Here is a 24,590-nt window from a genome sequence, read left to right as displayed (position 1 = left end):
CTCGACTATCCGACTGGCGACCAGATCGCGGGCGCAACGCGTCCGGGAACGCGCCTGCGTCAAGATGGCGGCAACAGGAGTTCTGCATGGCGCATCCCTTCCCTTCCGTTCCGTCCGGCACCCAGCCCCCGTCCGCCACAGGTCATGACGGCAATGGCGGTGCCGCGGCGTGGTTCGCGGTCGTCATCCTGTGCATCGCGCAGATCGTCTCGACGATCGATCGCGGCATGCTCGCACTGGTGATCGATCCGGTCCGTGCCGACCTGTCGATCAGCGAAATCCAGATCGCGCTGCTGCAGGGGTTCGCCTTCTCGGTGTTCTACGTGACCATCGGCCTGCCTCTCGGCGCGGTCGCCGACGTCGTAAACCGCCGCCGGTTGCTGATCGGCGGGATCATCGTGTGGAGCGCAGCAACGATTGGCGGCGGGCTGGCACAGGATTTCGGGCACATGTTCGCCTCGCGCGTCTTCATCGGCGTAGGCGAAGCCGTGCTGGGCCCGTGCGCGGTAACGATGATCGGCGACATGTTCCCGCCGAGCCGACGCGGTCGGCCGATCGCGGTGTACGTACTCGGATCGATGGTTGCCTACGGGGTCGGCTCACTGGTTAGCGGCTACATCCTCCAGATCGCGCCAACCGGCGTATTCAGCGGCGTGCCGTTCCTCGCGGACCTGGCACCATGGCGGATCGTGTTCGTGCTGGTCGGCAGTTTCGGGTTCGTTATCGCCTGCCTTCTGGCGCTGCTGCGTGAGCCGCCTCGCCGTGGCAGCGTGCCGGGCGTAAAGGGCAAGACCGCGTTCCGCGCGTCGCTGCGCCACTTCATCGACCAGCGCGGCGTATTCCTGCCGCTGTACGGGATGCTCGCGCTGTTCGCGATGGGTGGGTCGGCGGCGACCGGCTGGGGCGCGGTGCTGCTGACCCGCTCGTTCGGGTTCCAGATCGGCGCAGCCGGCAAGGGCCTCGGCGTCGGCCAGATCACCTGGGCGATCGTCGGCGCACTGGTCGCCAGCGTGCTCGTCGACCGCGTATCGCGGGATGCGGGCGCCGCGGGCAAGGTCAAGCTGGCCGCCGCGCTGTGTCTCGCCGCGATCCCCGCGACGATCGCGGGACTCGTCGGCAACGGCACGCTAGCCGTCATCCTGCTGTCCGAGATCATGTTTGCCAGCGCAGTGTTCGGCACTACCATGTTGTCGGTCATCTCGCAGATCACGCCGCCCGGTGCACGCGGCCTTGCCGTTGCGCTCTATGCGTTCGTGATGACGATGATCGGCGGATCGCTCGGTCCGCTCGCGGTCGCGTATCTGACGCAGCACGTGTTTGGCGCGCCCGAGGCGGTCGGCCAGTCGATGGCGATCGTCGGTGTGGCGTCGCTGGGTGCAGCGACGTTGCTCGGCTTGCTCACCGTTCGCCGGATGCGACGCACCGACGCCGTCGAACCGTGGGTCGTCACCGAAGCCCAGCCCTTCGCCGCCTGATCGCGGCCCTTTTCGAAAGACCAGATATGGACCCGATCAAGCGCGCCTATGCGGACTCGCGGTATGGCCAGGTGCATTACCGCATCGTCAGGCCGCCGAAGCCGACCTCGGCGATCCCGTTGCTATGCCTCCACCAGACCCCCGGCAACGGCGGCGACTGGGCGCCCGTCCTGCCGACGCTCGGCGATACGCGGATCGTCATCGCTGCCGACACGCCGGGCTATGGCATGAGTTCACCGCCGCCCGAACCGGCGCAAATCGAGGATTTTGCCGGCGTCATGACACAGCTCATGGACGATCTGGCTACGCGCGGCGAGATCGCTGCAGGGCCGTTCGACGTGATGGGTTATCACACCGGATCCTTGATCGCGACCGAACTGGCAAAGTCGATGCCCGACCGGGTACGACGCGCGGTACTCTTCGGCCTGGCCGCCTATCCGGCCGAGGCCCGTGCCGACAAGCTCGCACGACTGCGGGACAACTTTCCCGTTCCCGAACGCAATCTCAACCACGTCCATAAGCTGTGGGACATCATGCAGTCGCTGATGGACCCCCGGATGAGCGCCGAGGAAATGCATGTCGGCATGGCGGAATGCCTGCGCCTCGGGACACGAATGCCCTGGGCCTATATCTCGGTCTACACATACGACTTCCTCGCCGCGATGACGGAGGTCGCGCAACCGGTTCTGGTGATGAACCCCGAGGATGACCTGTGGGAGGTCACGCGCGCTACCGCCGATCGCTTTCCGGCCGGGCGACGCTACGACATGCCCGGCGCCCGCCACGGCGTTCTGTCGATCGAGCATGACCGTGTCGTGACAGAGATCACGCGCTTCCTCGACGGATGAACGGCGATCGCCGCCCGCGATTATCTGCGTGGCGGACAGATAAGGCGACGATCTGGCGCCAGACCGGTCGAGCCGGCATCACGATTGTCGTAGCGACACAAGCCGACGAATCGGTGACGCACGACACGACGATCGTTCGCAGGAACCCCCGATCGCTGATCGCCCATAATGGCAGCAGCGCGAGATCGATGGGCAGAACACCGACAACCTATCTGCGGCAAAAGGCGGTCAGGCGCCGGGCCGTTTCCAGCAAAGGGATCGCGTGAATGTATTGTTTTTCCAATAAGATGGCCCGGACGTGTCTTGTCACATCCGTATCGATGCTGGTGCTTGGTGCAATGGTATCCCCGGCCATGGCGCAAACCGCGCCGTTACCCGTACCCGCCCCTCTTCCTGCGCCGGTTGCGCCGTCCGAGGCACTGCCGATAGCCGCGACCGACGCGCCGACGGTCGCGGACGCGGTATCCGACGAAATCCTCGTCACCGCCCGCAAGCGCGCCGAGGACATCCTGAAGACGCCGATCTCGATCACTGCGTTCACCAGCGCAGATATCCAGGCGCGTGGTATCCAGTCGATCACCGATCTGTCCGCCTTCACGCCGAGCATGAAGATCGTCAGCACGTCGTCAGGCCGCAACGATCGTTCGTTCCAGCAGGTCATCATTCGTGGCTTCACGCCATCGAGTGCGGCCGCGCAGACGACCTCGCTGTTCATCGACGGCGTTCCGGTCTCCACCGCGACAGGTATCCAGACTATCAGCGATCCCGAGCGGATCGAAGTGTTGAAGGGCCCGCAGAGCGCGTATTTCGGTCGCCAGACGTTTGCCGGCGCCGTCAACGTCGTCACCAAGGCACCGCCCCAGACGTTCGAAGGCAGTGCGACCGGCATGATCGGAACGCGCAACAACCACGACGTGCAGCTGGCGATCGGCGGCCCGATCTTCGGCGACGTACTTGGCTTCCGTGCGACCGTGCAGGAAACCGCCAAGGACGGCTCCTACAAGAACGCCGCCGTTCCCGGTCAGACGCTGGGCGACCAGCGTACCCGCGCCGGAACGCTGTCGTTGCAGTTCCAGCCGACGCACAACCTGACCTTCAAGGCGTTCGGACTTCTTTCCGCGAACAACGACGGTCCGAATGCGACAGGGTTCGTTTCCGCATATGGCGTCACCAATCCAACGACCGGCGCGGTCGTCGTCCCAGACCAGTCCAACTGCTCGCTCAACGGCGTGACGTCGGCGGGCACGCCTGTCGTGAACCGGTTTTTCTGCGGCACCGTGCCAAAGCTCGCGGCGGGCGCGCCGTCGGTCAACTCGGCAAACGACTCGTTCATCACCAACTTTCTCGCCAACCCGCGGGGCCGGGTGGTCGATCCGAAGGATGGCGTGCAGGGCTATGGCCTCAAGAGCCGCTATTACCATCTTCATCTGAACGTCGATTGGGAGATCGGGGACACCGGCATCACGCTGTCGTCGCTGACCGGCTACAATAACGAGCGCCGCAGCCAGCTGTCCGATCTCGATCTGTATTACGACACGACGGTCGCGAACCCCAGCACCGCCGCCGGCGCCCCCGCCTATTTCAACTATCCGTATCTGGTCGAAGCCGTCAGCCGCGACGTTTCGCAGGAGGTCCGTGCCAGCTACGAACCGGGCGGCCCGTTCCACGCCACGCTTGGCGCAAGTTATCTCAACGCCTTCTTCCAGGGCAGCGGCGGCGGCAACAACGGTGCCCTTGGCGTCAGCGCGTTCAGCCTCGTCAGCGGCGCCACGCGCTCCAAGACCACCGGCGTCTTCTTCGGGTTGGGCTATGACATCACGTCGCGACTGAAGATCAACTTCGACGGACGGTATCAGGAGGATCACCTGATCGCCTACACCAAGCCCGACGGCCTGACGCTCACCACCAGCGAGTTCGCGCCGGCAGGCATCTATCCCGGCGGGTCGATACTGGCTCAGGACAAATACAAGAACTTCATGCCGCGCGTCATCGTCAATTACGACGTCACGCCGGAAACGATGGTCTATGCTTCGTATTCGAAGGGCATCAATCCCGGCGCGTTCAACACCGTGTTCCTCAGCAATCCTGCCGCGGTCCAGCGTGCAGCCGCGGCGGCGGGCCTGAAGGTCGCAGTCGAACCCGAGAAGCTCGATAACTACGAAGTCGGCATCAAGGGCCGGTTGTTCGACAACATCATCCGCTACAGCCTGAGCGCCTATTACGGGATCTGGAACAACCAGATCAACGCCATCACCGTCGCGACGACCGATCCGGCGACCGGCCTGCCCTATGTCATCCAGTCGACCGACAATACCGGCAAGGTCCGCGTCTCCGGTCTTGAAGCCGAACTGTCGGCACGGGCCTCGTCGCAACTGAACTTCAACCTCAGTGGCTCGATCAACGACACGCATATCCTGAGACTGAGCAGCCCGACGACGACACAGCTGACCGGGATCACCGATTTCCGCGGCAAGGAGAATCCGCTGACGTCAAAATATTCGGCATCTGCTTCGGCGCAGTACACCGTGCCGATCGGCACCGACGGCGTGAAAGCCTTCGGACGGGCGGACTTCACGTACAAATCCGGCGTCTACACCAACGCAGCCAACATCCTGAAGACCCCCGACATGAAGCAGGTCAATCTGCGGCTGGGCGTGGGCGACGACCGGATCTCGATCGAGGCGTTCGTCAACAACGTCCTGAACGACAAGGCCTATGCCAGCGCGATCGATTTCTACACGTTCGACCGCACCTTCTCGAAACTGGCTATCCCATCGGCCGTGGCCGTAGCGCTGCGCGACCTGCGGACGTTCGGCCTGCGCGGTCGCTACAACTTCTGACCGACCGGGGGCGCGGCCTGTGGTCGTGCCCTTTTGAGATACCGTCGGTCAGCCGTCCGGCGGCCGTCTTAATTCGAGGGAGCGACGATGAGCGCCTATGATCTCGTAGTACGGGGCGGAACCGTGGCAGACGGCACCGGTGGCCGGCTTTGGGAAGGCGACGTCGCGATCAAGGACGGCAAGATCGCAGCAGTCGGCATCGTTCCGGGATCGGGCACCGAAGAGATCGACGCGCGCGGCAAGCTCGTCACGCCGGGTTACGTCGATATCCACACGCATTACGACGCGCAGGTGACGTGGGACACGCAGTTCTCGCCGTCCACCAACCACGGCGTCACCACCGTCCTGATGGGCAATTGCGGCGTAGGCTTTGCCCCCTGCACGCCCGACCGCCGCACGCAGATGATCGACGTCATGGAAGGCGTCGAGGACATTCCCGGCATCGTCATGGCCGAAGGGCTGCCGTGGAACTGGGAGAGCTTCCCGGACTATATGGACGCGATCGAGCGTCGGCCGATGGACGCCGACTTCGCTGTCGCGGTGCCGCATATCCCGATCCGCGTCCACGTGATGGGCCAGCGCGCGATCGACCGCGAGTCCGCCACTCCCGCCGACATGCAGGCGATGGCCGCGCTCGTCAGCGAAGGTCTCGACGTCGGCGCGTTCGGTTTCTCGACCACTCGCGTCGTCGGTCACCGTACCGCGAGCGGCGAGCAGCTTCCGGTCACGACCGCGAGCGAAGAAGAACTGATGGCGATCGCGATGGCGATGAAGCCGCATGGCCGCTCGCTGTTCATGTCGGCCTCCGAATTCGATACGAGCGACGGCTTCTCCAGCGAATTTCGCATGCTTGCACGTATCGCCGAAGCATCCGGGCTGACCACGACGTTTCCGCTCCTCCAGTATAACGAATTTCCCGATCGCTGGCACGAGATCGCCGAGGCATGTGCCGCCGAGCGCCGACGCGGCGTCGACATCTATGGACAGGTCGTGGGCCGGCCGGTCGGCGTGCTGTACGGGCTGCAACTCACGCTCCACCCGTTCCGCGGCTGCCCCAGCTATGACCGGATCGACCATCTACCCGTCGCGGTGCGCGCAGCCGAAATGCGCAAGTCCGAGGTCCGCGCGGCGATTTTGGCCGAGATGGCGCGGCCGCTGGATACCGATGTCTACCCGGCGTTCATGCGCGACATCGCGCTCTGCTACGCGATGGGCGATGATCCGGACTATTCGCCGGCCGAATCCGATCGGTTCGACATAGTCGCCGCACGCCGTGGCTGTTCGGTCGAGGCGGTGGCGTACGACGCGCTGCTCGAAGCGAACGGCGAAGGCATCCTGTATTTTCCGGCACGCAATTTCACCCGGTACAATCTCGACGTTGTCCACGCGATGCTGGGGCGCGAGGATACCGTGCTCGGCCTCGGCGACGGTGGCGCGCATGTCGGGTCGATCTGCGACGGCAGCATGCAGACGTACATGCTCAGCTACTGGACACGCGACCGCAAGGGTGACCGGCTCTCAATACCCGAGGCGGTACGGCTGATGACCGGTCATACCGCGTCGATCGGCGGGTTCGGTGATCGCGGCATCGTCGGCACCGGCTTCAAAGGCGATCTCAACGTCATCGACTATGATGCCTTGTCCCTGTCGCCACCCGGCGCGAGCTTCGATCTGCCCGCCGGCGGGCGTCGACTGACGCAGGCAGCCAAGGGCTATGTCGCGACGATCGTGTCAGGTACGGTCACCAGCCGCGACGATCGATCGACCGGCGCGCTTCCCGGCCGCCTCGTGCGCGGCCGACGCAACTGGCCCGCCCGAACGGCGGACCGAGCGGCCAATGCCGCTCTCCCCAGCAGAGGATCCACCTTCTCCTGTTCCCTTTCGTAAAGGCGTTAAGATGCTTCTGAACCGAGACCGGGCCGATGCCCTGATGGACCGTAACGGCGTGACGGCGATCGTCGCATCGACGCCGATCAACACCTTCTACCTCAGCAGCTGGGCGACCGATGCAAGCTGGGGTTTCGGCGATCTCGCGCTTGCGATCCTTCCGCGCGACCACGCGCGCGACGCGGCCGTCCTGACCGTCGAGGTCGACATGGGTCAGCCGCAACAGGGCCAGGGCACGTGGATGATCGTCCGCGGCTATGCACGCAAGGCCGGGATTGGCGCAGGCGGCATCCAGGCGACGATGAACGCGGAAGGCCTGCCGCAGAACCACCCGGAAGCGGTCGCCGCGCATCTTCGCGAGCAGGGCCTCGACAAGGGCCGGGTCGCGTTCGAGGACCGCGGCTTGGGCATCGACGTCGCAGCACTGCTGGGCGGGACGATCGAAGTCGTCGAAGCGCGCGACCTGTTGCGCGACATTCGCATGGTGAAGACCGCGCCGGAAATGGCCAACATGCGCGCCGCCTCACGGAAAACCGAACTCGCGTTGCAGATTGCGGCCGAGGCGATCGCCGCTGGCGCGACGTGCGCCGAAGCCGAGCGGGTCTTCTGGTCCGCCGCTGCGCTCGCCGGCGGGCGTCCGGTATTCCTGCTGATCACGCCGTACCGCGCCAATTTTGGCCGCTTGCCGAAGAACGCGGCGCTCGAACCCGGCGATACCGTCACCTTCGATGCAACCGCCGAGTTCGGTCACTACACCAGCGACATCGGCCGCACCGCGGTGATCGGCGAGCCGTCGCCCGAGCAGCTCCGCCGATACAACGCGACGCGGCTCGGCTGGCGTGAGGCGTTGCCGCATTTCAAGGCTGGCGCGCTGTCGACCGACGTCGAGAAGGCGGTGGTCGCGTGCATCCAGGCCAACGGCAACCCCGAGTTCCGCGCTTGCGGGCTGCACTCGGTCGGGCTCGAACACACCGATCACCCGCATCCCGGCGGCGGCATGCACAGCTTCACGCTGGTCGACGGCATGGTGCTCAGCTGCGACCTGCCCTGGATCGGGCCGGAAGTCGGCAAATTCCATTTCGAAGACATCATTTACCTGAAGGACGACGTCGTGGAGATTCTGAACGATGCCGATGGCCGCCTGCTGGCGTGCATCGATGGCCGGACCGTTCGCGTTGACTGAGCGCGCGACCGGGGCGGCCCCCTCCTACCCGTCGCTGCGCCAGAGCTGGTGGCCGATGCTGCTGCTCTTCCTCGCCGCCAATCTCTACAGCATCGACAAGGCGATCGTCGGCGTGCTTGCCGAGCCGATCAAGGCCGATCTCGGCATCAGCGACATCCAGATGGGGCTGTTGCTCGGGCTCGCGTTCACGTTGCTCAGCGGGATTTGCGGGCTCTGGCTCGGCAGCCTCGCGGACCGCGGCATTCGTCGCAACATCCTGGCCGGCAGCATCATCCTGTGGAGCCTCGCCACCGCCGCCGGCGGTCTTGCGCCCAACTTCGCCAGCTTCTTCGTGTTCCGCGCGCTCGTCGGGCTCGGCGAGGGCGCGATCGCCCCCGCCGCGCTTTCGCTGCTCGCCGACATGTTCCCGCCCGTACGCCGCGGTCGGGCGATCAGCGGCTACATGATCGGCGCCTCGGTCGGCACGGCGCTGTCGTCGATCATCCCCGGCTGGATCCTCAGCGAGAATTTGCACCTCTCGATCCCCGGCTACGGCCAGGTCGTGCCGTGGCGCACCACCTTCCTGCTGTGCGGCATGATCGGCCCGGTCGTCGGATTGCTGTTCTTCACGATCAAGGAGCCGGTCCGCCACGGCCTGAAGGCGATCGAAACCACGCCGTCGCACGTGAAGGACAAGCTCGCGTATCTCTGGCGCCAACGTGCCGTAGTGGCGCCGTTGTTCGGCGGGTTCACGCTCTATTACGTCGCGTTCATCGGCGTGCTGTCTTGGACCGTACCGCTGCTGATGCGGACGTTCGGCGTCGGCCTGACGAGTTTTGCCGGCCTGCTCGGCGGGGTCGCACTGGTCGCAGGACTGTCCGGCTATCTGTTCGGCGGGTTCATCGTCGACACCGTCTCGCACGGTAACCCCGGCAAGCGCCTCCGCCTGATGGCGCTGTTGCCGCTGATCGCGCTCCCCTGCGCATTCGCCGGCTATGCGCCGAGCGTGCTGGTCGCGATCCTCGCGCTCGCCACGATCAGCTTTGCGACGCCGATCCTGAACGTCGCGACCAACGTGACCATCCAGGAGATCGTCTCGAACGACATGCGCGGCTTCTCATTCGCGTTCCTCGGCGTGGTCGTCGCGATCCCGGCGGGCGCCGGCGGACCGTTCGCGATCGCCTGGGTCACGCAGACCTTGCTCGGCGACCCGCTGCGCCTCGGCCAGGCCTTCCTGATCGTCGGCCTGCCCTGCTTCCTGCTCGCCGCCGGCTGCTTCCTGCTCGCCGCCCGCGCCTATGCCCGCATGACCGACGACGGCGAACTCGCCCGCGTCGTCCGGTCCAGCCGAACCTGAATCCCGGAGATAGATGATGACCGACCCCAACCGGAAGATGATCCTCGCCACCTTCATCCACAACAGCGGCGCGCATCCCGGCGGCTGGCGCTATCCGGGTGCGGAGGCCGTCGACCAGCACGACTTCCAGCATTACGCGCACATCGCCCAGACCGCCGAACGCGGCAAGATGCACTGCTATTTCTCCGGCGATTCCGTCGGTTTCCCGCAGATCTCGGGCAAGGACGCGTTCGCCGCGACGGACTATGCGGGCAAGCTCGAGCCGACCACGCTGCTCGCCGCGCTCGCCGTCGTCACCAAGCATATCGGCCTGATCGCGACCGCATCCACCACCTATAACGATCCCTATTCGATCGCCCGCCGGTTCGCGTCGATCGACCATATCTCGAAGGGGCGCGGCGGCTGGAACGTCGTCACCTCGGCCGGCGACAACGAGGCGCGCAACTTCGGGCGCGACGCCAACATGGACCATGACGACCGCTACGCGCGCGCCGAGGAATTCGTCGACGTCGTCAAGAACCTGTGGGACTCCTGGGAAGACGGCGCGATCCTGCGCGACCGTGCGGCGGGCCGCTATTTCGACACCGATCGCGTCCACCAGCTCGATCATGTCGGCAAGTTCTTCAAGGTCGCCGGACCGCTCAACGTCAACCGCCCGCCCCAGGGCCATCCGATCATCGTCCAGGCGGGCGGATCGGGCGTCGGTCGCGCGCTCGCCGCGCGCACCGCAGACCTGATCTTCACCGCACAGAGCACGCTCGAAGGCGCCAAGACCTTCTATGACGACATGAAGCAGCGCGCGGTCGGCTTCGGGCGCAATCCCGACCACCTGCTCGTGATCCCGTCGGTCCAGCTGATGGTCCGGTCGACCGAGCGGGAGGCGAAGCTCGCGGAGGCGGAACTGCTCGACCTGATCCCCGACGCGCTCGCGCTCCGCACGCTCCAGCTGCAGCTCGGCGTCGACCTTTCGGGCTATGCGCCCGACGCGATGCTGCCCGACCTGCCGCTGACCAATGGCGGGCAATGGGTACAGCAGCAGATCGTCAAGATGGCACGCGACGAGAGCCTGACGATCGCCCAGCTCGCGCGCCGCGTCGTGGTGTCGCGGGCGAGCTTCTCGCTGTCGGGCACACCCGAGCAGATCGCCGACATGTGCGAACTCTGGTTTCGCGAAGGCGGCGCCGACGGCTTCTCGCTGTCGCCGAATTATCTGCCAGGCGGGCTCGACGATTTCGTCGACCAGGTCATTCCGATCCTGCAGAAGCGGGGACTGTTCCGCACCGAATATGAGGGCGCGACGTTGCGCGAGAATCTCGGCCTGCCCCGTCCGGAGAACGCGTTCGTCGCGAACCCGGCGCTCGGCCGCGAACCGACGATGTGGAACTGATGCGCGCTTTGCTCCTCACCGCCGCCGCGGCGCTGGCGCTGTGCCTTCCGTTCGCCTCGGCCACCGCGCAGACGCCGGTCGGCACGCCAGCTAGCGTGGCGCCGCCTGCCCCCGACTATGCGCTCGCGCAGAACTGGGCCGCCCGCCCCGGTAGCGAAGGTGCAGCGAGTGCGGTCGCGGGCGGGGCGACCGCCGCCGCTCGCGCTGCCGGGGTCGACGTGTTCTACGTCCACCCGACCACCGACAAGAGCACCACGCGTTGGAACCAGGACGTGGCCGATGCCGCGGTCAATCGGTGGACCGACGACAGCGTCATCGCGCGCCAGGCCGGTGCGTTCAACGCATGCTGCCGGATATTCGCGCCGCGGTATCGCCAGTCGGCGGTGGCCGCGTTCCGCGATCCCGTCATCCGCAAGGCGGCGTTTGCGGTCGCGTATGGCGATGTCGTGAGGGCGTTCGAAGACTATCTCCGCCGCGACAATCACGGTCGGCCGTTCATCCTGGTCGGTCATAGCCAGGGCGCGGCGCATATCGCGCAACTGCTCGAAGAACGGATCGACGGCACGCCCCTCGCCCGCCAGTTGGTCGCAGCCTATGTCATCGGCGGTGGCCTGACCGAAGGCGATTTCGGCCGTAGCCTCAAGTCGATCCCGGCGTGCGACACGCCTGCGCAGACGGGGTGCGTGGTCGCCTGGAACAGTGTGCTGGAGACGATGCCGAACCCGCAGAGTTTCGCGGCACTGATCGAGTCCGGCTATGTCGATCGCTACGGCGACGTGCCCGGCAAGACGCTGTCGTGCATCAACCCGCTCACTTTCGATCGATCGAAGCCCTCCGCACCCGCCTCTGCCAGTCGTGGTGCTGTACCCGGTGCGCCGGGTGTCGGGCCGCTGAAGCCGATCGTTCGTCACCAGGTCTCCGCACACTGCGATAACGGGATGTTGCGAGTGACGCCGGCAGCCTCGCTCGACCTGACGCCGCTTCCCGGTGGCAGCATGCATTACCACGATATCGGGCTGTTCTACGAGAACGTCCGCGAGAACGCCGTGCTGAGAGCGCGTGCGTATCTGAAACAGCACCGCACCAGGTAAACGATCGACCGGCGCCCCATGCGGGCGCCGGTCGATGATCTCATGCCTCGTCGAGGAACGTCTTGAGCACGACGGCCGTCGCAGGCGGATTGTCCTGCATGACGAACGCGCCGGAATTCGGCACGATTGCGGTCCGCCCATGCTTCAGCGCAGCTTCGGCGGCGGGACGGAACTTCGGGTAAGCCTTGTCGCGGTCGCCATAAACCAGCAGCGTCGGCGCCTCGATCCGCTTCATCGTGCCAGCAATGTCGGTGATTGCGACGCCGCGCTCCGACGGCTGGATCCAATGCCCTGCCGCCTTGCGGCTGGCGATGCCGTCGACGTTGATCGCCGCGGCATGGACCATCCCGAAGATCTGCTCCAGCAAAGCCGGCTCGGTCGGGATCGGGTTGCCGGCAGCATCGAACAGCGGCTTTTGCTTCTCATCGACGTTGATCGCGATCTCGGCAAGCGAACGCCGCCCGCCAAGCGCGCTCGAAATGATCGCGAGCTTGTTGATGCGTTCGGGCCAGAACGCGGCGAGCGGGACTGCGGTGCAGCCGCCGAGTGACGTGCCGAGCAGGTCGATCCGGTCGATTCCCAACTCGTCGAGCGCGCCTACCAGCAGCGCCGCGGTCTCGCCCAGCGACTGGATATAGGGCGGTGTGCCAAGCCAGCGCGATCCGCCATGCCCGGGAAGGTCGAACGCGATGACCCGGCGACCCTGCGCCAGCGCCGGCGCGACGAAACGCCAGTCGGACAGCCAGCCGCCGAGCTTGTGCAGCAGCACGATCGGCGGGCGGCTGCGATCGTCGCCCAGCGTGGCATAGTGCAGCGTCCCGCCTGCTCGGCGCAGATCGCCCGACCCGGTCCACGGTCCCTTTGGCGGAACGACCGGGGCCGTAGCCGGAAGGGACGCCGCGTGTGCCGCCCTGTTGAGGAATGCAGCGGCCGCGGCAGCCGCGGTTCCAGTGGCGAGGGTACGACGCGTGATCATGAGCTTATACCTGTCCTGAGGCGATGAACCACGACCGGAACACGCCTTCATTGTCCGGCCCGAAGTGGAGGCTGGCGTCCCGTGCTCCCGCCATCGTCGCGCGCTGGTACCCGGTTTTCGGTGCGACGAAGCCGGCGTCCTGCATCAGTGCCGCATAATCCGTCGTCAGCGCGCCGCGCCAATACGGCTCGTTGTTATAATCGGACTCGAGTTCGGCGGTCAGCTCTTCCCACATCGATCCGACGGTCATCAGCAACGGCACTTCGAGATGCACCGCCACGCCGCCGGGGGCGAGCAGCCGACGGCTTTCCGCGAGGATGTTGGCGACCGCCTGCTCCGACGTCTCGTGGAGCACTGCACAGCTATAAACCAGATCGAAACTGCCATCGGCGAAGTCGGTTCGCTCGGCGCTCTGTTGCGAGAAGTGGATCGCCGCACCCAGCCGCTCGGCGCGGGCATGGGCATAGCGCAGCATCGACGGACCAACGTCGACGCCGTGGACCTCGGCATCCGGAAAGCACAGCGTGGCGGGCACCGTGCTCGATCCCACACCGCAACCAAGTTCGAGAATGCGCGTCGGCTTGAGATCGGGATAGCAGGTCAGCACATGCGCCATCGCGGTATGGCCGCGGAAATCGTTCAGTTCGCCACCGTTGCGCCCCAGCATGTAGATCGCGCCGCCACGATCCATCATCGCCCCCTGCACGACCGATCCCGCGCTATCGGCGGTATAGCCGCCGGGCATGAGGTGGACGTCCCAGTCGGTGAGATACTCGGGCGCGATGAATTCGGGATCGAGACGGACCGAGCCGAGCGGCGCGGCGATCGTCGCACGCTCGGCCAGTTCGTCGCGCCGTCGGTCCAGGCTATCGCCGACCACGTCCCACAACACCCGCTGCGATTCACGACGCAGCCCTACCCAATGGCGAAAGCTTTCCCGGTCCATCATCTGCGCGCGCAAGGCACCGATCGGGTCGTTGCCCCGCGTCGGCGCCAGATCACCCGCGACGCGTGCGGCGATGCCCCGCTGAGCGGGCTCGAGCTCGGTCATCACGAACATCTTGAGATCGCGAACGAACAGCTGCTCGGCCATCTCGTCGTGCGATGGTGCGGGGATCATGGGATGTGAGGCGATCATACAGGTCCTAGCGATTGGAGCGGGTTCGGTCATTCTGCATTTGCGGCAATCAGGTCTTCGGCCGCCGCTTCGCGCATCGACCGGAAGACGCGACGCAGCGTCCGCGCACGCAGCGCGGCGCGTTCGGCATCGGCGCCTGCGTTGGGCACGAAGCCGTCGATCGCAGCCTGGGTCACCACACCACTCGCCTGCGCCAGCCGCTCGAACGCATCCAGTCGTGCACGCAGGACGGTAACTTCCGAAGTAAGCGCGACGATCATCGCCATCGACTGCTCCTCCGACCGGCTTTGCCCGGGGATCGACAAAAGCCGTTTGGTACTGCCGGACGCGGTTTCGCGAGTCATTGCCATCTCCTGATCCGTGCTTGCCGAGTGACCGGACGCTGTCGAAGCCATTCGCGCTTCGTTATCGCCGCCTCGTGTCTCGGGAACGCGCGCTCATTCCGACCTGCCCGCCTGTCGGATACGGATTCGCACGACGATAAAAGCCCGCATATGCAGCGGGCCGCCCGGGCCGTCCGCGATCACGGTGGGTAGCCTCGGCATATTAGTGCGGGCGAGTGAGATGGTATTCTCCGCGGCCGGCGAACATCTCGACAGCGCACATATCAAGGTATCACACCAACCGCCTGCCGGCGCCACGATCACGAGATTTTCGCCACCCGGCGTCGATCGCGATTGCCCGCAAAGGCCGGTTGCGCGTAGCTTCTCCGCAGCATTTCCGGAAGGTGCCGCCATGACGTTCAAATTCGCCCTGCTCGCCACCATCGCACTCGCGACGATTGCCCCTGCGCAAGACAGGACCGCGCCCGTCGGCGGCGACATTCCCGCCCAGTTCGTGCCGCCCACCGTCGCGCAGGACTATGTGAAGCGCGAAGTCATGGTCCCGATGCGCGACGGGACGAAGCTGTACACCGTGATCGTCTATCCCAAGGGTATCACCAACGCGCCGATCGTGCTCACCCGCACGCCGTACAACGCGAAGGGTCGCGCGAACCGATCGGACAGTTCGAGCATCCTCGCCACCCTCCCACTGTCGGACGAGATGTTCGTGAAGGCGGGCTACATCCGCGTCTATCAGGACATCCGTGGCAAATACGGGTCGGAGGGCGACTATGTCGTCACGCGTCCGGTCATCGGTCCGCTGAACTCCACCAAGGTCGATCACGTCACCGACGCGTACGACACGATCGACTGGCTGGTGAACAAGGCGAATCTGCCCGAGAGCAACGGCCGCGTCGGCATGATCGGCTCTTCGTACGAGGGCTTCACCGTCGTCATGGCGCTGCTCAATCCACACCCGGCGCTGAAGGTCGCGGCGCCACAGAGCCCGATGATCGACGGCTGGATGGGCGACGACTGGTTCCATTACGGCGCGTTCCGGCTCGCCAACATCGCCTGGCTCGGCAGCCAGACCGGCTACAAGGGCGCCGGCAAGGCCCCGCCCACCGGTGGCTATGACGACTACGACAATTTCCGCGAGGTAGGCTCGGCGGGCGACTGGGCGAAGAAGTCGGGCTACGATCAACTGCCCTATTGGCAGCGGATGGTGTCGCATCCCGCCTATGACGGGTTCTGGCAGGGCCAGGCACTCGACAAGCTGCTCGCCGCCAATCCGTCGAACGTGCCGACGATCTGGGAACAGGGCCTGTGGGACCAGGAGGACATGTACGGTGCGATCACCGCGTGGGAAGCGCTCAAGGCCAAGGGCAAGCTCGGCAACAACCACCTCGTGATGGGCCCGTGGCGGCATAGCCAGATCAACCGCGAGGGCCGCAGCCTCGGCCCGTTCCAGTGGAACGGCGATACCGCGCAGCAATATCGCGAGACGATGATCCTTCCCTATTTCAACCAGTATCTGAAGGATGGTCCGGCCGTCGCCCTGCCCGCCGCCGCGATCTACAACACTGGCGAGAACCACTGGGACAATTTCGCCACCTGGCCGCTCGCGTGCGAGACGGGGTGCGCATCGCCACTCAAACCAATCTACCTTCAGGCCGGCGGCGCGCTCGAGTTCGGCAAGGCGGCGGCCGGCGGCGACAGCTATGTGTCCGATCCTGCCAAGCCGGTCCCGCATTTGCCGCGCCCCGTGAACTTCGGCGACGGCCGCTGGGGCGACTGGCTGGTCAGCGACCAGCGCGGCGTCGATGGCCGCCCCGACGTGATTACCTATACCACCGAAGCGCTGACCGCGCCGGTACGCGTATCGGGTGCGCCGATCGCCGACATCTTCGCCAAGACGACCGGCACCGATGGCGATTTCGTCGTGAAGGTGATCGACGTGTACCCGGCCGAGAACGCCACCGATCCCAAGATGGGCGGCTATGAACTGCCGATCAGCCTCGATATCTTCCGTGGGCGCTATCGCCAGAGCTTTGCCAAGCCGACCGCGATTCCGGCGGGCAAGATCCAGGAATACAAGTTCCGCCTGCCGACGGTCAACCACGTGTTCCAGCCGGGGCACAAGATCATGATCCAGGTGCAGTCGAGCCTGTTCCCGCTCTACGACCGCAACCCGCAAACCTTCGTCCCGAACATCTTCCTCGCCAAGAAGGCGGATTACCAGAAGGCGACGGTGACGATCGTTCACGGCGACGGCGGAGCGAGCGCGGTATGGCTTCCGGTCGTACCCGTCGACCAGTCGTCGGCGATGGCAAGATAGTCGCCGCCCTGCCCGTGCCTGGGGCCAAAGTTTGAACATTGCGACATCCCGCTGGTTTTATAGGCAGGTAACTGGTCATAAGACCGGACCGCACGAACGGAGAGGTTCATGACCAACACGTATGAAAAGCAAAAACGCCTGCACCACGACGTCACGAACGTCGGCCTTCGCGCGCAGGCGACCGCCGTCGGTTTGATCCAGCTCTGTATCGAACTGCGCGCCGCCAACGTGCTCAGCGAGGATGCGCTCAAGCGGATCAAGCTGACGATCGGTGACGAACTGGCGATCGGACCCTATCGCCGGATCGCCTCGCGCGATCACCGCAGCGAGATCGACTCACGACTGGACCGGCTGTTCACCGGCCAGGAAAAAGTCGGCTCGGCGGACGAACTCGCATTCACGCTCGATCCGGATCACGACTCCGAATGAGCGCCTGACCTCGATAGGGTGCATCGTTCGTGCGAAGGTAGACGGCGCATCGCTACTTCGCGATCGCCTGGGCGGCACGATCGCCGTGCCAGATGACGACCGCACGAGAGGATCGCCTGTGACGACTACCTACGACGTCCTGATCGTCGGCACCGGCCATGCCGGGGCGCAGTGCGCGATCATGCTGCGCCAACTGGGCTTTGCCGGCACGATCGCGATGGTTACCGAAGAGCACGATTATCCGTACGAACGGCCGCCGCTGTCCAAGGACTATCTGGCCAGGGACAAGCCGTTCGAGCGCATCCTGATCCGTCAGCCCGGCTTCTGGGACGAGCGGCAAATTGGCGTCCTGATGAACCGCCGTGTCGTGTCGGTCGATCCGGTCGCGAAGTCCGTGACCACCGAAGACGGTGCGACGCTACGGTACGGCATTCTGGTATGGGCGGCCGGCGGCGCACCTCGCCGCCTGCCGTGCGATGGCGCCGACCTCGGCGGAGTTCATGCGATCCGAACGCGCGCCGACGTGGATCGCCTCGAAGCCGAATTGTCGAGTACGACCCGCGTCGTGGTCGTCGGCGGCGGCTATATCGGGCTCGAAGCCGCTTCCACGCTGTCGAAGTTCGGCAAGCACGTGACGATCCTGGAGGCGCTCGACCGCGTGCTGGCGCGGGTTGCCGGCGAGACGCTCTCGCGCTTCTTCGAAGCCGAGCACCGAGCGCACGGCGTCGAACTGCGCCTCGGGGTCGGTGTCGACAGCCTGATCGGAGAGGATGGTCGGGTGTCCGGCGTCAAGCTTGCCGACGGCACGATCCTGCCTGCGGACATGGTGGTCGTCGGCATCGGTATCGTCCCCGCGGTCGCGCCGCTCGTCGCCGCCGGGGCGGATGGCGGCAACGGCGTAGCGGTCGATGAACTGTGCCGCACCACCCTGCCCGACGTCTTTGCGATCGGCGACTGCGCGCTGCACATCAATAGCTATGCCGACGGTGCCCGCATCCGGCTGGAATCAGTCCAGAACGCCAACGACCAGGCGACCGTCGCGGCCAAGACGATCGTCGGCAGCGGCCAGCCCTATGATGCGGTGCCGTGGTTCTGGTCGAACCAATATGACCTGAAACTGCAGACGGTCGGATTGTCGACCGGGTTCGATACCGCTGTCACGCGCGGCGATCCCGCGACGCGCAGCTTCTCGATCGTCTATCTCCGTGATGGCCATGTCATCGCGCTCGACTGCGTCAACGGGGTCAAGGACTATGTCCAGGGTCGCAAGCTGGTCACGACCCGCGCTGTGCTAGATCCGGCTCGAATGGCAGATGCGACCATGCCGCTGAAGGACCTGACCGGCGCGGCTTGAGCGACGGTAACGAAAGCCCGCCAGAAAGCGATGCTGGCCCCGAAACGCGACTCCGGCGTTTCAGGCTGGCGTGTTCGACGTCAGCTGACGGTACCGCCGATCGCGCGCACCGTGTCGACCGCGATCTGCAACCGCGCGGCCTGGACCTCCAGCAACAGTCGCTGCGCGTCGAGCGCCGCAGTTTGCGCGGTGACGACGTCGAGATAATCGGACGCGCCGTCGCGGTAGCGGATCAGCGCTAGGTCGCGCGTGCGTTCGGCGGCGCGGGTCGCGGCCTGCTGGTCCTGTTCCTGTGCCGCCAATGCCCGGCCGCGCGCGAGATCGTCCTCGACTTCGCGGAAGGCGGTCAGCACGGTCGAGCGATAGCTTGCCGCCGCCTCGTCATATTGCGCGCGGCTGATACGCACGCGTGCACGTCGGGCGCCGCCGTCGAAGACTGCGAGCGCAGCCGACAAGGGTCCTAGTGCCCAGAAGCTGTTCGAGGCGCTCAGGATGTCGCTGTTCCCCGCCTCGAACCCGCCGGTGCCGCCAAGCGTCAGCGACGGGTATTGCGCAGCCCGTGCGACACCGATCCGGGCATTCGCCGCGGCGATCCGGCGCTCGGCGGCAACGATGTCAGGGCGACGTTGCAACAGCGTCGAGGGCACGCCGACCGGAATGGCGGGCGGCTGTTGCAATGTATCGGCGACCGGAATCGCGAAGGTCGAAGGCGTCTCACCGACCAGCGCCGCGATTGCGTGCTCGAACGCCGCGCGCGCGCCGGCCACCGCCGACAGTTCGGCCCGCGCACTCGACAGCAACGCGGCCGAGCGACTGACGTCGATCCCCGACGCGATCCCGCCGGTGTGGCGCGTATCGGTCAGGTCGTAGGCACGCTGGAACGCCGCCACGGTCTGCCGCAGCAGCACCGTTCGCGCATCGAGCCCGCGCATCTGGAAATAGGAATCGGCCAGTGTCGCCTGCAGCCCGAGGCGCACCGCGACCACGTCCTGCGCGCTCGCCTGCGCCGAGGCAGCGTCCGCACGTACCGAATTGCGCACCCGGCCGAACAGGTCGATCTCGTACGCCAACGACGCGCCGACCGAGAGGTTGTTGTAGGTCGCGGCGTTACCCGGCGACAGCGGACGATCCGCCGATACGCGCGAACGACCGCCGTCCGCCCCTATCGAAATCGACGGCAAACGCGCCGCGCGCGTCTCGCCGAGCAGCCCGCGCGCCTGATCGTAGCGCGCGACCGCGGCGGCGAGATCGGGATTGCCCGCCTCGATCCGCTGTTCCAGCCCGTTCAGCGTCGCATCGTCGAACACGGCCCACCACGCGGCGGTCGGCTGCGCATCGGCGGTCGCCGGTTGCCAGGGCCCCTCCCCTTTCGGCCCGAGTTCCTTGTACGCCGCAGCCGCGGGGCTAGGCGGAATGCTGTACGGCGGCACGAGCGAACACCCGGCCAGGCTTGCCGCGACGACCACCGCCGCGCCCCGCCTGACGCTTCGCAGGGGCCCAGCGCTGCGGAAAGGCCTAGCGCTTCGCACGGGCCGGTCCTGCGCTTGACGCGATACGAACCGCATCGCCGGTCTGCAGCGAATCCGGCGGGCTGTCGATCACGCGGTCATTGGCGGTAAGCCCCGCGCTGATCGCTACGCTGTCGCCATCGTCGCGGCCGATCGTGATGGTCTTCATTTGCGCCTTGCCGTCCGCGCCGACGACTGCGACCTGCGTACCCTTCGCGCCGATGATCAGCGCGCTCGACGGCAGCCTCACGCCCGCGCCCGTGCCGCCACCGACCGGGAACTTCACCTGCGCATAGGCGCCGGGCTTCAGCGCACGGTCGCCATTGGCCGCCTGCAACTCGACCAGCACGGTGCCGGACTGCGGATCGACCGCATCGGCGCTGCGGGTCAGCATCACGTCGAAGTCGCGACCGGGATATTCGGGCACGCTCAGCACCGCGTGCATCCCCTGCCGCGTCTGCCCCGAATAGGCCTGCGGCACGCGCACATAAATCCGCATCCGGTTGACGTCGGCGATCGTGAACAGCGGCGTCGAGGCCGCCGTCCCCGCGGTCACCAGCGCGCCGACCTGCGTCGACCGGCTCGTCACCACGCCCGAGAACGGCGCGGTCAGCCGCGTGAACCCCTGCAGCGCACCCAGCCGACGGACGTTGGCCGATGCCGCATTGGCGATCGCCGACTTGGCCGCGAGATCGCCCAGCTTCTCGTCCGTCTCCTGCTTCGATACGGCGTCCTTGGCGAGCAGGTCGCGCCAGCGCGTCGCGGTCGAGGCGGCGAGCGACCGGTTCGCGCGCGCGGTCTGCAGGTCGGCCTGTGCGGCGGCGACCTGCTGGTCGACTTCGGGCGCATCGAGGATCGCGAGCGTCTGGCCCGCACGCACCGGATCGCCGATGTCGACGAACCATTTGCGGATGTACCCGGTTGTCCGTGCGTAGATCGCCGCGCTGTTATACGCCTGCACGTTGCCCGGCAGCGTCAGCGCATCGCTCGCGCCCTCCGCCTTCGGCTTGATCACCGTCACCGTCGGCGTCGACTGCGCCGTGGTCCAGGTCGCGAGCTGCGTATCGGACCGGTGCCGCGTGAAGATGCCGATCGCGACCAGCACCAGCGCGATCACCGCCGCGACGATCCCGACCGTCTTCAGCGACCCGCGCCTTGGCTCAGAACTAGCGGACTCAGACATGCACTTGCTCCAAAGTCTCATCGCGCGCTGCGCGTTTCTCGGCATCCTTGCGGTGCACGAGGCTGAAGATGACTGGGACGAACATCAGCGTCGCGAACGTCGCCACGATCAGCCCGCCGATCACCGCGCGGCCCAGCGGCGCGTTCTGCTCGCCGCCTTCGCCCATGCCGAGCGCCATCGGCAACATGCCGATGATCATCGCCAGCGCGGTCATCAGCACCGGGCGGAAACGGGTCATCCCCGCCTCCATCGCCGCCTTGTGCGAATTGCCCAGTTCGGCGAGTTTCTCACGCGCGAAGCTGACCACCAGGATCGCGTTCGCGGTCGCCACGCCCATGCACATGATCGCCCCGGTCAGCGCCGGCACCGACAGCGTCGTACCGGTCAGGAACAGCATCCAGATGATCCCGGCGATCGCGCCGGGCAGCGCGGTGATGATCACGAACGGATCGAGCCAGCTCTGGAAGTTCACGACGATCAGCAGGTAGATCAGCAAGATCGCGCCGATCAGCCCGAAGAACAGGCCTGAGAACGCGCCGTTCATGGTCGCATACTGGCCGCGTAGCGTGACGGTCGTGCCCTTGGGCGCCTGCGCCTTCAGGACCTTCAGCACCGTCTCGATGTCACCTGCCACGGCGCCCAGATCGCGGCCGTTCGGGGTCGCGAAGATGTCGATGGCGGGCGCGATGTTGTAGTGCGTGACGACCGCGGCCGAGGTGGCACGCGTGATCGTGCCGATCCCGCCCAGCACCTGCGATGCGCCGCCGACGGTCGATCCGGTGACCGGGATGTTCGACAGGTCGCTCATCGATCCGACGCGGTATTCGGGGGTCTGCGCGACCACCGCATAGGACACGCCGTTTTTCGGATCGAGATAGAAGACCGGCGCGGTCTGCGACGTGCCGGCCAGCGACGAGCCGAGGCCGTTGGTCACGTCGCGCTCGGTCAGGCCGAGCCCGCCGATCCGGCTGCGATCGATCCCGACGCGCAGTTCCGGATAGGTCTGCGACTGCTGGATGCGCGCGTCGGCGACGCCGGGCACGCCGGTGATCCGCCGCAGGATTGTCCGCGCGTACGCATAGTTCGCGTCCGCGTTCTTGCCCGAGATCTGGATGTCGATCGGTGCGGGCGCGCCGAAGTTCAGGATCTGGCTGGTGATGTCGGCGGGCAGGAACGAGAAGGTCGTCCCCGGGAACGCGCCCGGCAGCGTTTCGCGCAGCTGGCGGACGTAATCGGCGGTCGGCGTATGATCCTTCGACAGCTGGATCAGGATGTCACCGTCCTGCGGGCCGATCGTGCCCGAGTTGTTGTAGACCGTGTTGATCGAGCTGACCGGCAGGCCGATATTGTCGACCACCGAGACGAGCTGGTCGGCGGGGATGACCTGGCGGATGCGCTTGGCGATCCGGTCGAATTCGGCGGACGTGTTCTCGATCCGCGATCCGATCGGCGCGCGGACGTGCATCGTGATCTGGCCGGCATCGATCGCCGGGAAGAAATTGCGACCGAGGAACGGCACCAGCAGGAACGACAGCAGCACGACGGCGAGGAAACCGATCAGGAACGGCTTGCCGCTCTCCAGCGCGCGCTCCAGCATCCGGCCATAGGCCAGGCGGAACCGCTCGAACCGGTTCTCGAACCCGCGCTGGAACACGACCAGCGGGTTGCGCGACGTGGCCGTGCCCGCCGAATGCTGGTCGTGATCGCTATGATCGCCGTGCGGCTTCAGCAGGTACATCGCCATCGTTGGCACCAGCGTGCGCGACAGGATGAACGACGCGATCATCGCGTAGACCACCGCCAGCGCCAGCGGCACGAACAGGAAGCCCGCGACCCCCGGCAGGAAGAACATCGGCACGAACACGATGCAGATGCAGAGCAGCGACACGAACGCCGGCGTCACGATCTGAGCGGCGCCGTCGAGGATCGCGGGGCGCACCTTCTTGCCCTGCTCCAGATGCCAGTTGATGTTCTCGATCGTCACCGTCGCATCGTCGACGAGGATGCCGACCGCGAGGCTGAGCCCGCCCAGCGTCATCGTGTTGAGCGTCTGCCCGGTCGCCCACAGTGCGATGATCGCCGCCAGGATCGCCAGCGGGATCGAGATCGCGATGATCACGGTCGAGCGCCACGATCCGAGGAACAGCAGGATCATCAGCGAGGTCAGCGCCGCCGCGATCGCGCCTTCCTTGACGACGCCCTCAACCGCTGCCTTCACGAAGATCGACTGGTCGCCGATCGGCACGACCTTGAGGGTGTCCGGCAGCGTCGACTGGATGTTGGGCAGCGCGTCCTTGATCCCCTGGACGATCGCCAGCGTCGAGGTCGTGCCGTTCTTCAGCACCGTCATCAGCACCGAACGGTTGCCGTCGACGTGGACGACATTGGTCTGCGGCGCGGAACCGTCGCGGACATGCGCCACGTCGCGCATGTAGATCGTCGCGCCGCCGACCACCTTCACCGGCAGGTTGTTGAGCTCCTCGATCGATCCCGGCGCATTGTTCAGCCGGACGTTATACTGGAACCCGCCGATCTTCGCGAAGCCGGCCGGGTTGATCTGGTTCTGCGCGGCGATCGCGTTGCCGACGTCCTGCGCGGACAGGCCCTTCGACTGCAGCGCCTGCGGGTCGAGATCGATCTGGATCTGGCGCGTGCGCCCGCCCGAGGGGAACGGGATCGCGGCGCCGGGCACGGTGACTAGGCCCGGCCGGATCTGGTTCTGCGCGGTGTCGAACAGCTTGCCCTCCGACAGACCGATGCCCGACAGCGCAAGCTGCAGGATCGGCACCGTCGAGGCGGAATAGTTCAGGATCAGCGGCGGGGTGACGCCCGGTGGCAACTGCTTCAGCACGGTCTGCGACACGCTGGTGACCTGCGCGGTCGCGGTGCGGATGTCGGCGCCGGGCTGGAAATAGATCTTCACGATGCCGATGCCGGGCATCGACTGGCTCTCGATATGGTCGATGTCGTTGACCGTCGTCGACAGCACGCGCTCGTAGGGCGAGATGATGCGGCCGGCCATGTCGTCGGGCGACAGGCCCGAGTATTGCCACGCGGCGGCGATCACCGGCACCTTGATGTCGGGGAAGATGTCGACCGGTGTGCGGACTGCGGCCAGCACGCCGACGATCGCGACCAGAATGGCCATGACGATGAAGGTGAGCGGGCGCGACAATGCGACCCTGACGATACCGATCACGGATGATCTCCAATCCGAACGCGGCACGACTGGTGGCGACTCCCGGAGCCGCCAGACCTGCCCGACGCCCTAGCCTTTGCCGCAGTGCAGCAGGG

At 66.1% G+C, this 24,590-nt stretch carries 17 protein-coding genes; 11 read left to right on the top strand and 6 right to left on the bottom strand.

The window, feature by feature from the left end; translation table 11 throughout:
- The first annotated feature begins 86 nt into the window (after positions 1-86).
- From AC3D24_RS19695 to AC3D24_RS19660, 8 genes are all read left to right on the top strand, one after another.
- Complete coding sequence (locus AC3D24_RS19695) at positions 87-1,475, top strand: MFS transporter (protein WP_489032735.1); 1,389 nt, start codon at positions 87-89, stop codon at positions 1,473-1,475.
- A gap of 26 nt (positions 1,476-1,501) precedes the next feature.
- A complete protein-coding gene (locus tag AC3D24_RS19690; protein ID WP_489032734.1) occupies positions 1,502-2,323 on the top strand; it encodes an alpha/beta fold hydrolase in 822 nt (273 codons plus the stop codon).
- A gap of 353 nt (positions 2,324-2,676) precedes the next feature.
- Positions 2,677-5,163, top strand: coding sequence for a TonB-dependent receptor (locus AC3D24_RS19685; protein WP_489032732.1), 2,487 nt, complete (start codon positions 2,677-2,679; stop codon positions 5,161-5,163).
- 87 nt (positions 5,164-5,250) lie between these two features.
- Positions 5,251-7,050 (top strand): N-acyl-D-amino-acid deacylase family protein, encoded by a 1,800-nt coding sequence (locus AC3D24_RS19680; protein WP_489032730.1) that lies wholly within the window; start codon positions 5,251-5,253, stop codon positions 7,048-7,050.
- A gap of 10 nt (positions 7,051-7,060) precedes the next feature.
- On the top strand, positions 7,061-8,233 hold the full coding sequence (locus AC3D24_RS19675) for a M24 family metallopeptidase (protein ID WP_489032728.1): 1,173 nt from the start codon (positions 7,061-7,063) through the stop codon (positions 8,231-8,233).
- Positions 8,208-9,569, top strand: coding sequence for an MFS transporter (locus AC3D24_RS19670; RefSeq protein WP_489032726.1), 1,362 nt, complete (start codon positions 8,208-8,210; stop codon positions 9,567-9,569). Before AC3D24_RS19675 ends, AC3D24_RS19670 begins: the two co-directional genes overlap by 26 nt.
- Positions 9,570-9,585: 16 nt before the next feature.
- On the top strand, positions 9,586-10,956 hold the full coding sequence (locus AC3D24_RS19665) for an LLM class flavin-dependent oxidoreductase (protein ID WP_489032725.1): 1,371 nt from the start codon (positions 9,586-9,588) through the stop codon (positions 10,954-10,956).
- Positions 10,956-12,047, top strand: a complete 1,092-nt coding sequence (locus AC3D24_RS19660) for a DUF3089 domain-containing protein (protein ID WP_489032723.1) — start codon at positions 10,956-10,958, stop codon at positions 12,045-12,047. The genes AC3D24_RS19665 and AC3D24_RS19660 overlap by 1 nt, the downstream gene beginning before the upstream one ends.
- Before the next feature lie 40 nt (positions 12,048-12,087).
- Here AC3D24_RS19660 and AC3D24_RS19655 read toward each other — a convergent pair whose 3' ends face one another.
- The 3 genes from AC3D24_RS19655 to AC3D24_RS19645 are packed head-to-tail and all read right to left on the bottom strand — an operon-like array spanning position 12,088 to position 14,505.
- Positions 12,088-13,023, bottom strand: coding sequence for an alpha/beta fold hydrolase (locus AC3D24_RS19655; RefSeq protein ID WP_489032722.1), 936 nt, complete (start codon positions 13,021-13,023; stop codon positions 12,088-12,090).
- A gap of 4 nt (positions 13,024-13,027) precedes the next feature.
- Entirely contained in the window at positions 13,028-14,161 is a 1,134-nt protein-coding gene (locus AC3D24_RS19650; RefSeq protein ID WP_489032721.1) for a class I SAM-dependent methyltransferase, read from the bottom strand.
- Between the two features lie 29 nt (positions 14,162-14,190).
- Positions 14,191-14,505: a hypothetical protein gene (locus AC3D24_RS19645; protein WP_489032720.1), complete on the bottom strand. Its 315-nt coding sequence runs from the start codon at positions 14,503-14,505 to the stop codon at positions 14,191-14,193.
- A 391-nt stretch (positions 14,506-14,896) separates the two neighbouring features.
- Between AC3D24_RS19645 and AC3D24_RS19640 the strand changes: the two genes are divergently transcribed.
- From AC3D24_RS19640 to AC3D24_RS19630, 3 genes are all read left to right on the top strand, one after another.
- On the top strand, positions 14,897-16,822 hold the full coding sequence (locus AC3D24_RS19640; RefSeq protein WP_489032719.1) for a CocE/NonD family hydrolase: 1,926 nt from the start codon (positions 14,897-14,899) through the stop codon (positions 16,820-16,822).
- Between the two features lie 108 nt (positions 16,823-16,930).
- Entirely contained in the window at positions 16,931-17,251 is a 321-nt protein-coding gene (locus AC3D24_RS19635; RefSeq protein ID WP_489032718.1) for a hypothetical protein, read from the top strand.
- Positions 17,252-17,369: 118 nt separating this feature from the next.
- Positions 17,370-18,605 (top strand): NAD(P)/FAD-dependent oxidoreductase, encoded by a 1,236-nt coding sequence (locus tag AC3D24_RS19630; protein ID WP_489032717.1) that lies wholly within the window; start codon positions 17,370-17,372, stop codon positions 18,603-18,605.
- 80 nt (positions 18,606-18,685) lie between these two features.
- Here the strand turns inward: AC3D24_RS19630 and AC3D24_RS19625 are convergent, their stop codons facing one another.
- The 3 genes from AC3D24_RS19625 to AC3D24_RS19615 are packed head-to-tail and all read right to left on the bottom strand — an operon-like array spanning position 18,686 to position 24,495.
- On the bottom strand, positions 18,686-20,098 hold the full coding sequence (locus AC3D24_RS19625; RefSeq protein ID WP_489033255.1) for an efflux transporter outer membrane subunit: 1,413 nt from the start codon (positions 20,096-20,098) through the stop codon (positions 18,686-18,688).
- A 22-nt stretch (positions 20,099-20,120) separates the two neighbouring features.
- Complete coding sequence (locus AC3D24_RS19620; RefSeq protein WP_489032716.1) at positions 20,121-21,296, bottom strand: efflux RND transporter periplasmic adaptor subunit; 1,176 nt, start codon at positions 21,294-21,296, stop codon at positions 20,121-20,123.
- Positions 21,289-24,495, bottom strand: coding sequence for an efflux RND transporter permease subunit (locus AC3D24_RS19615; protein ID WP_489032715.1), 3,207 nt, complete (start codon positions 24,493-24,495; stop codon positions 21,289-21,291). Before AC3D24_RS19615 ends, AC3D24_RS19620 begins: the two co-directional genes overlap by 8 nt.
- Positions 24,496-24,590: the final 95 nt, after the last annotated feature.

It is taken from the genome of Sphingomonas sp. SL1004, assembly GCF_057815015.1.
The sequence above is the reverse complement of the archived record's forward strand: the minus strand, read 5'-3'. Positions and strand labels throughout refer to the sequence as shown.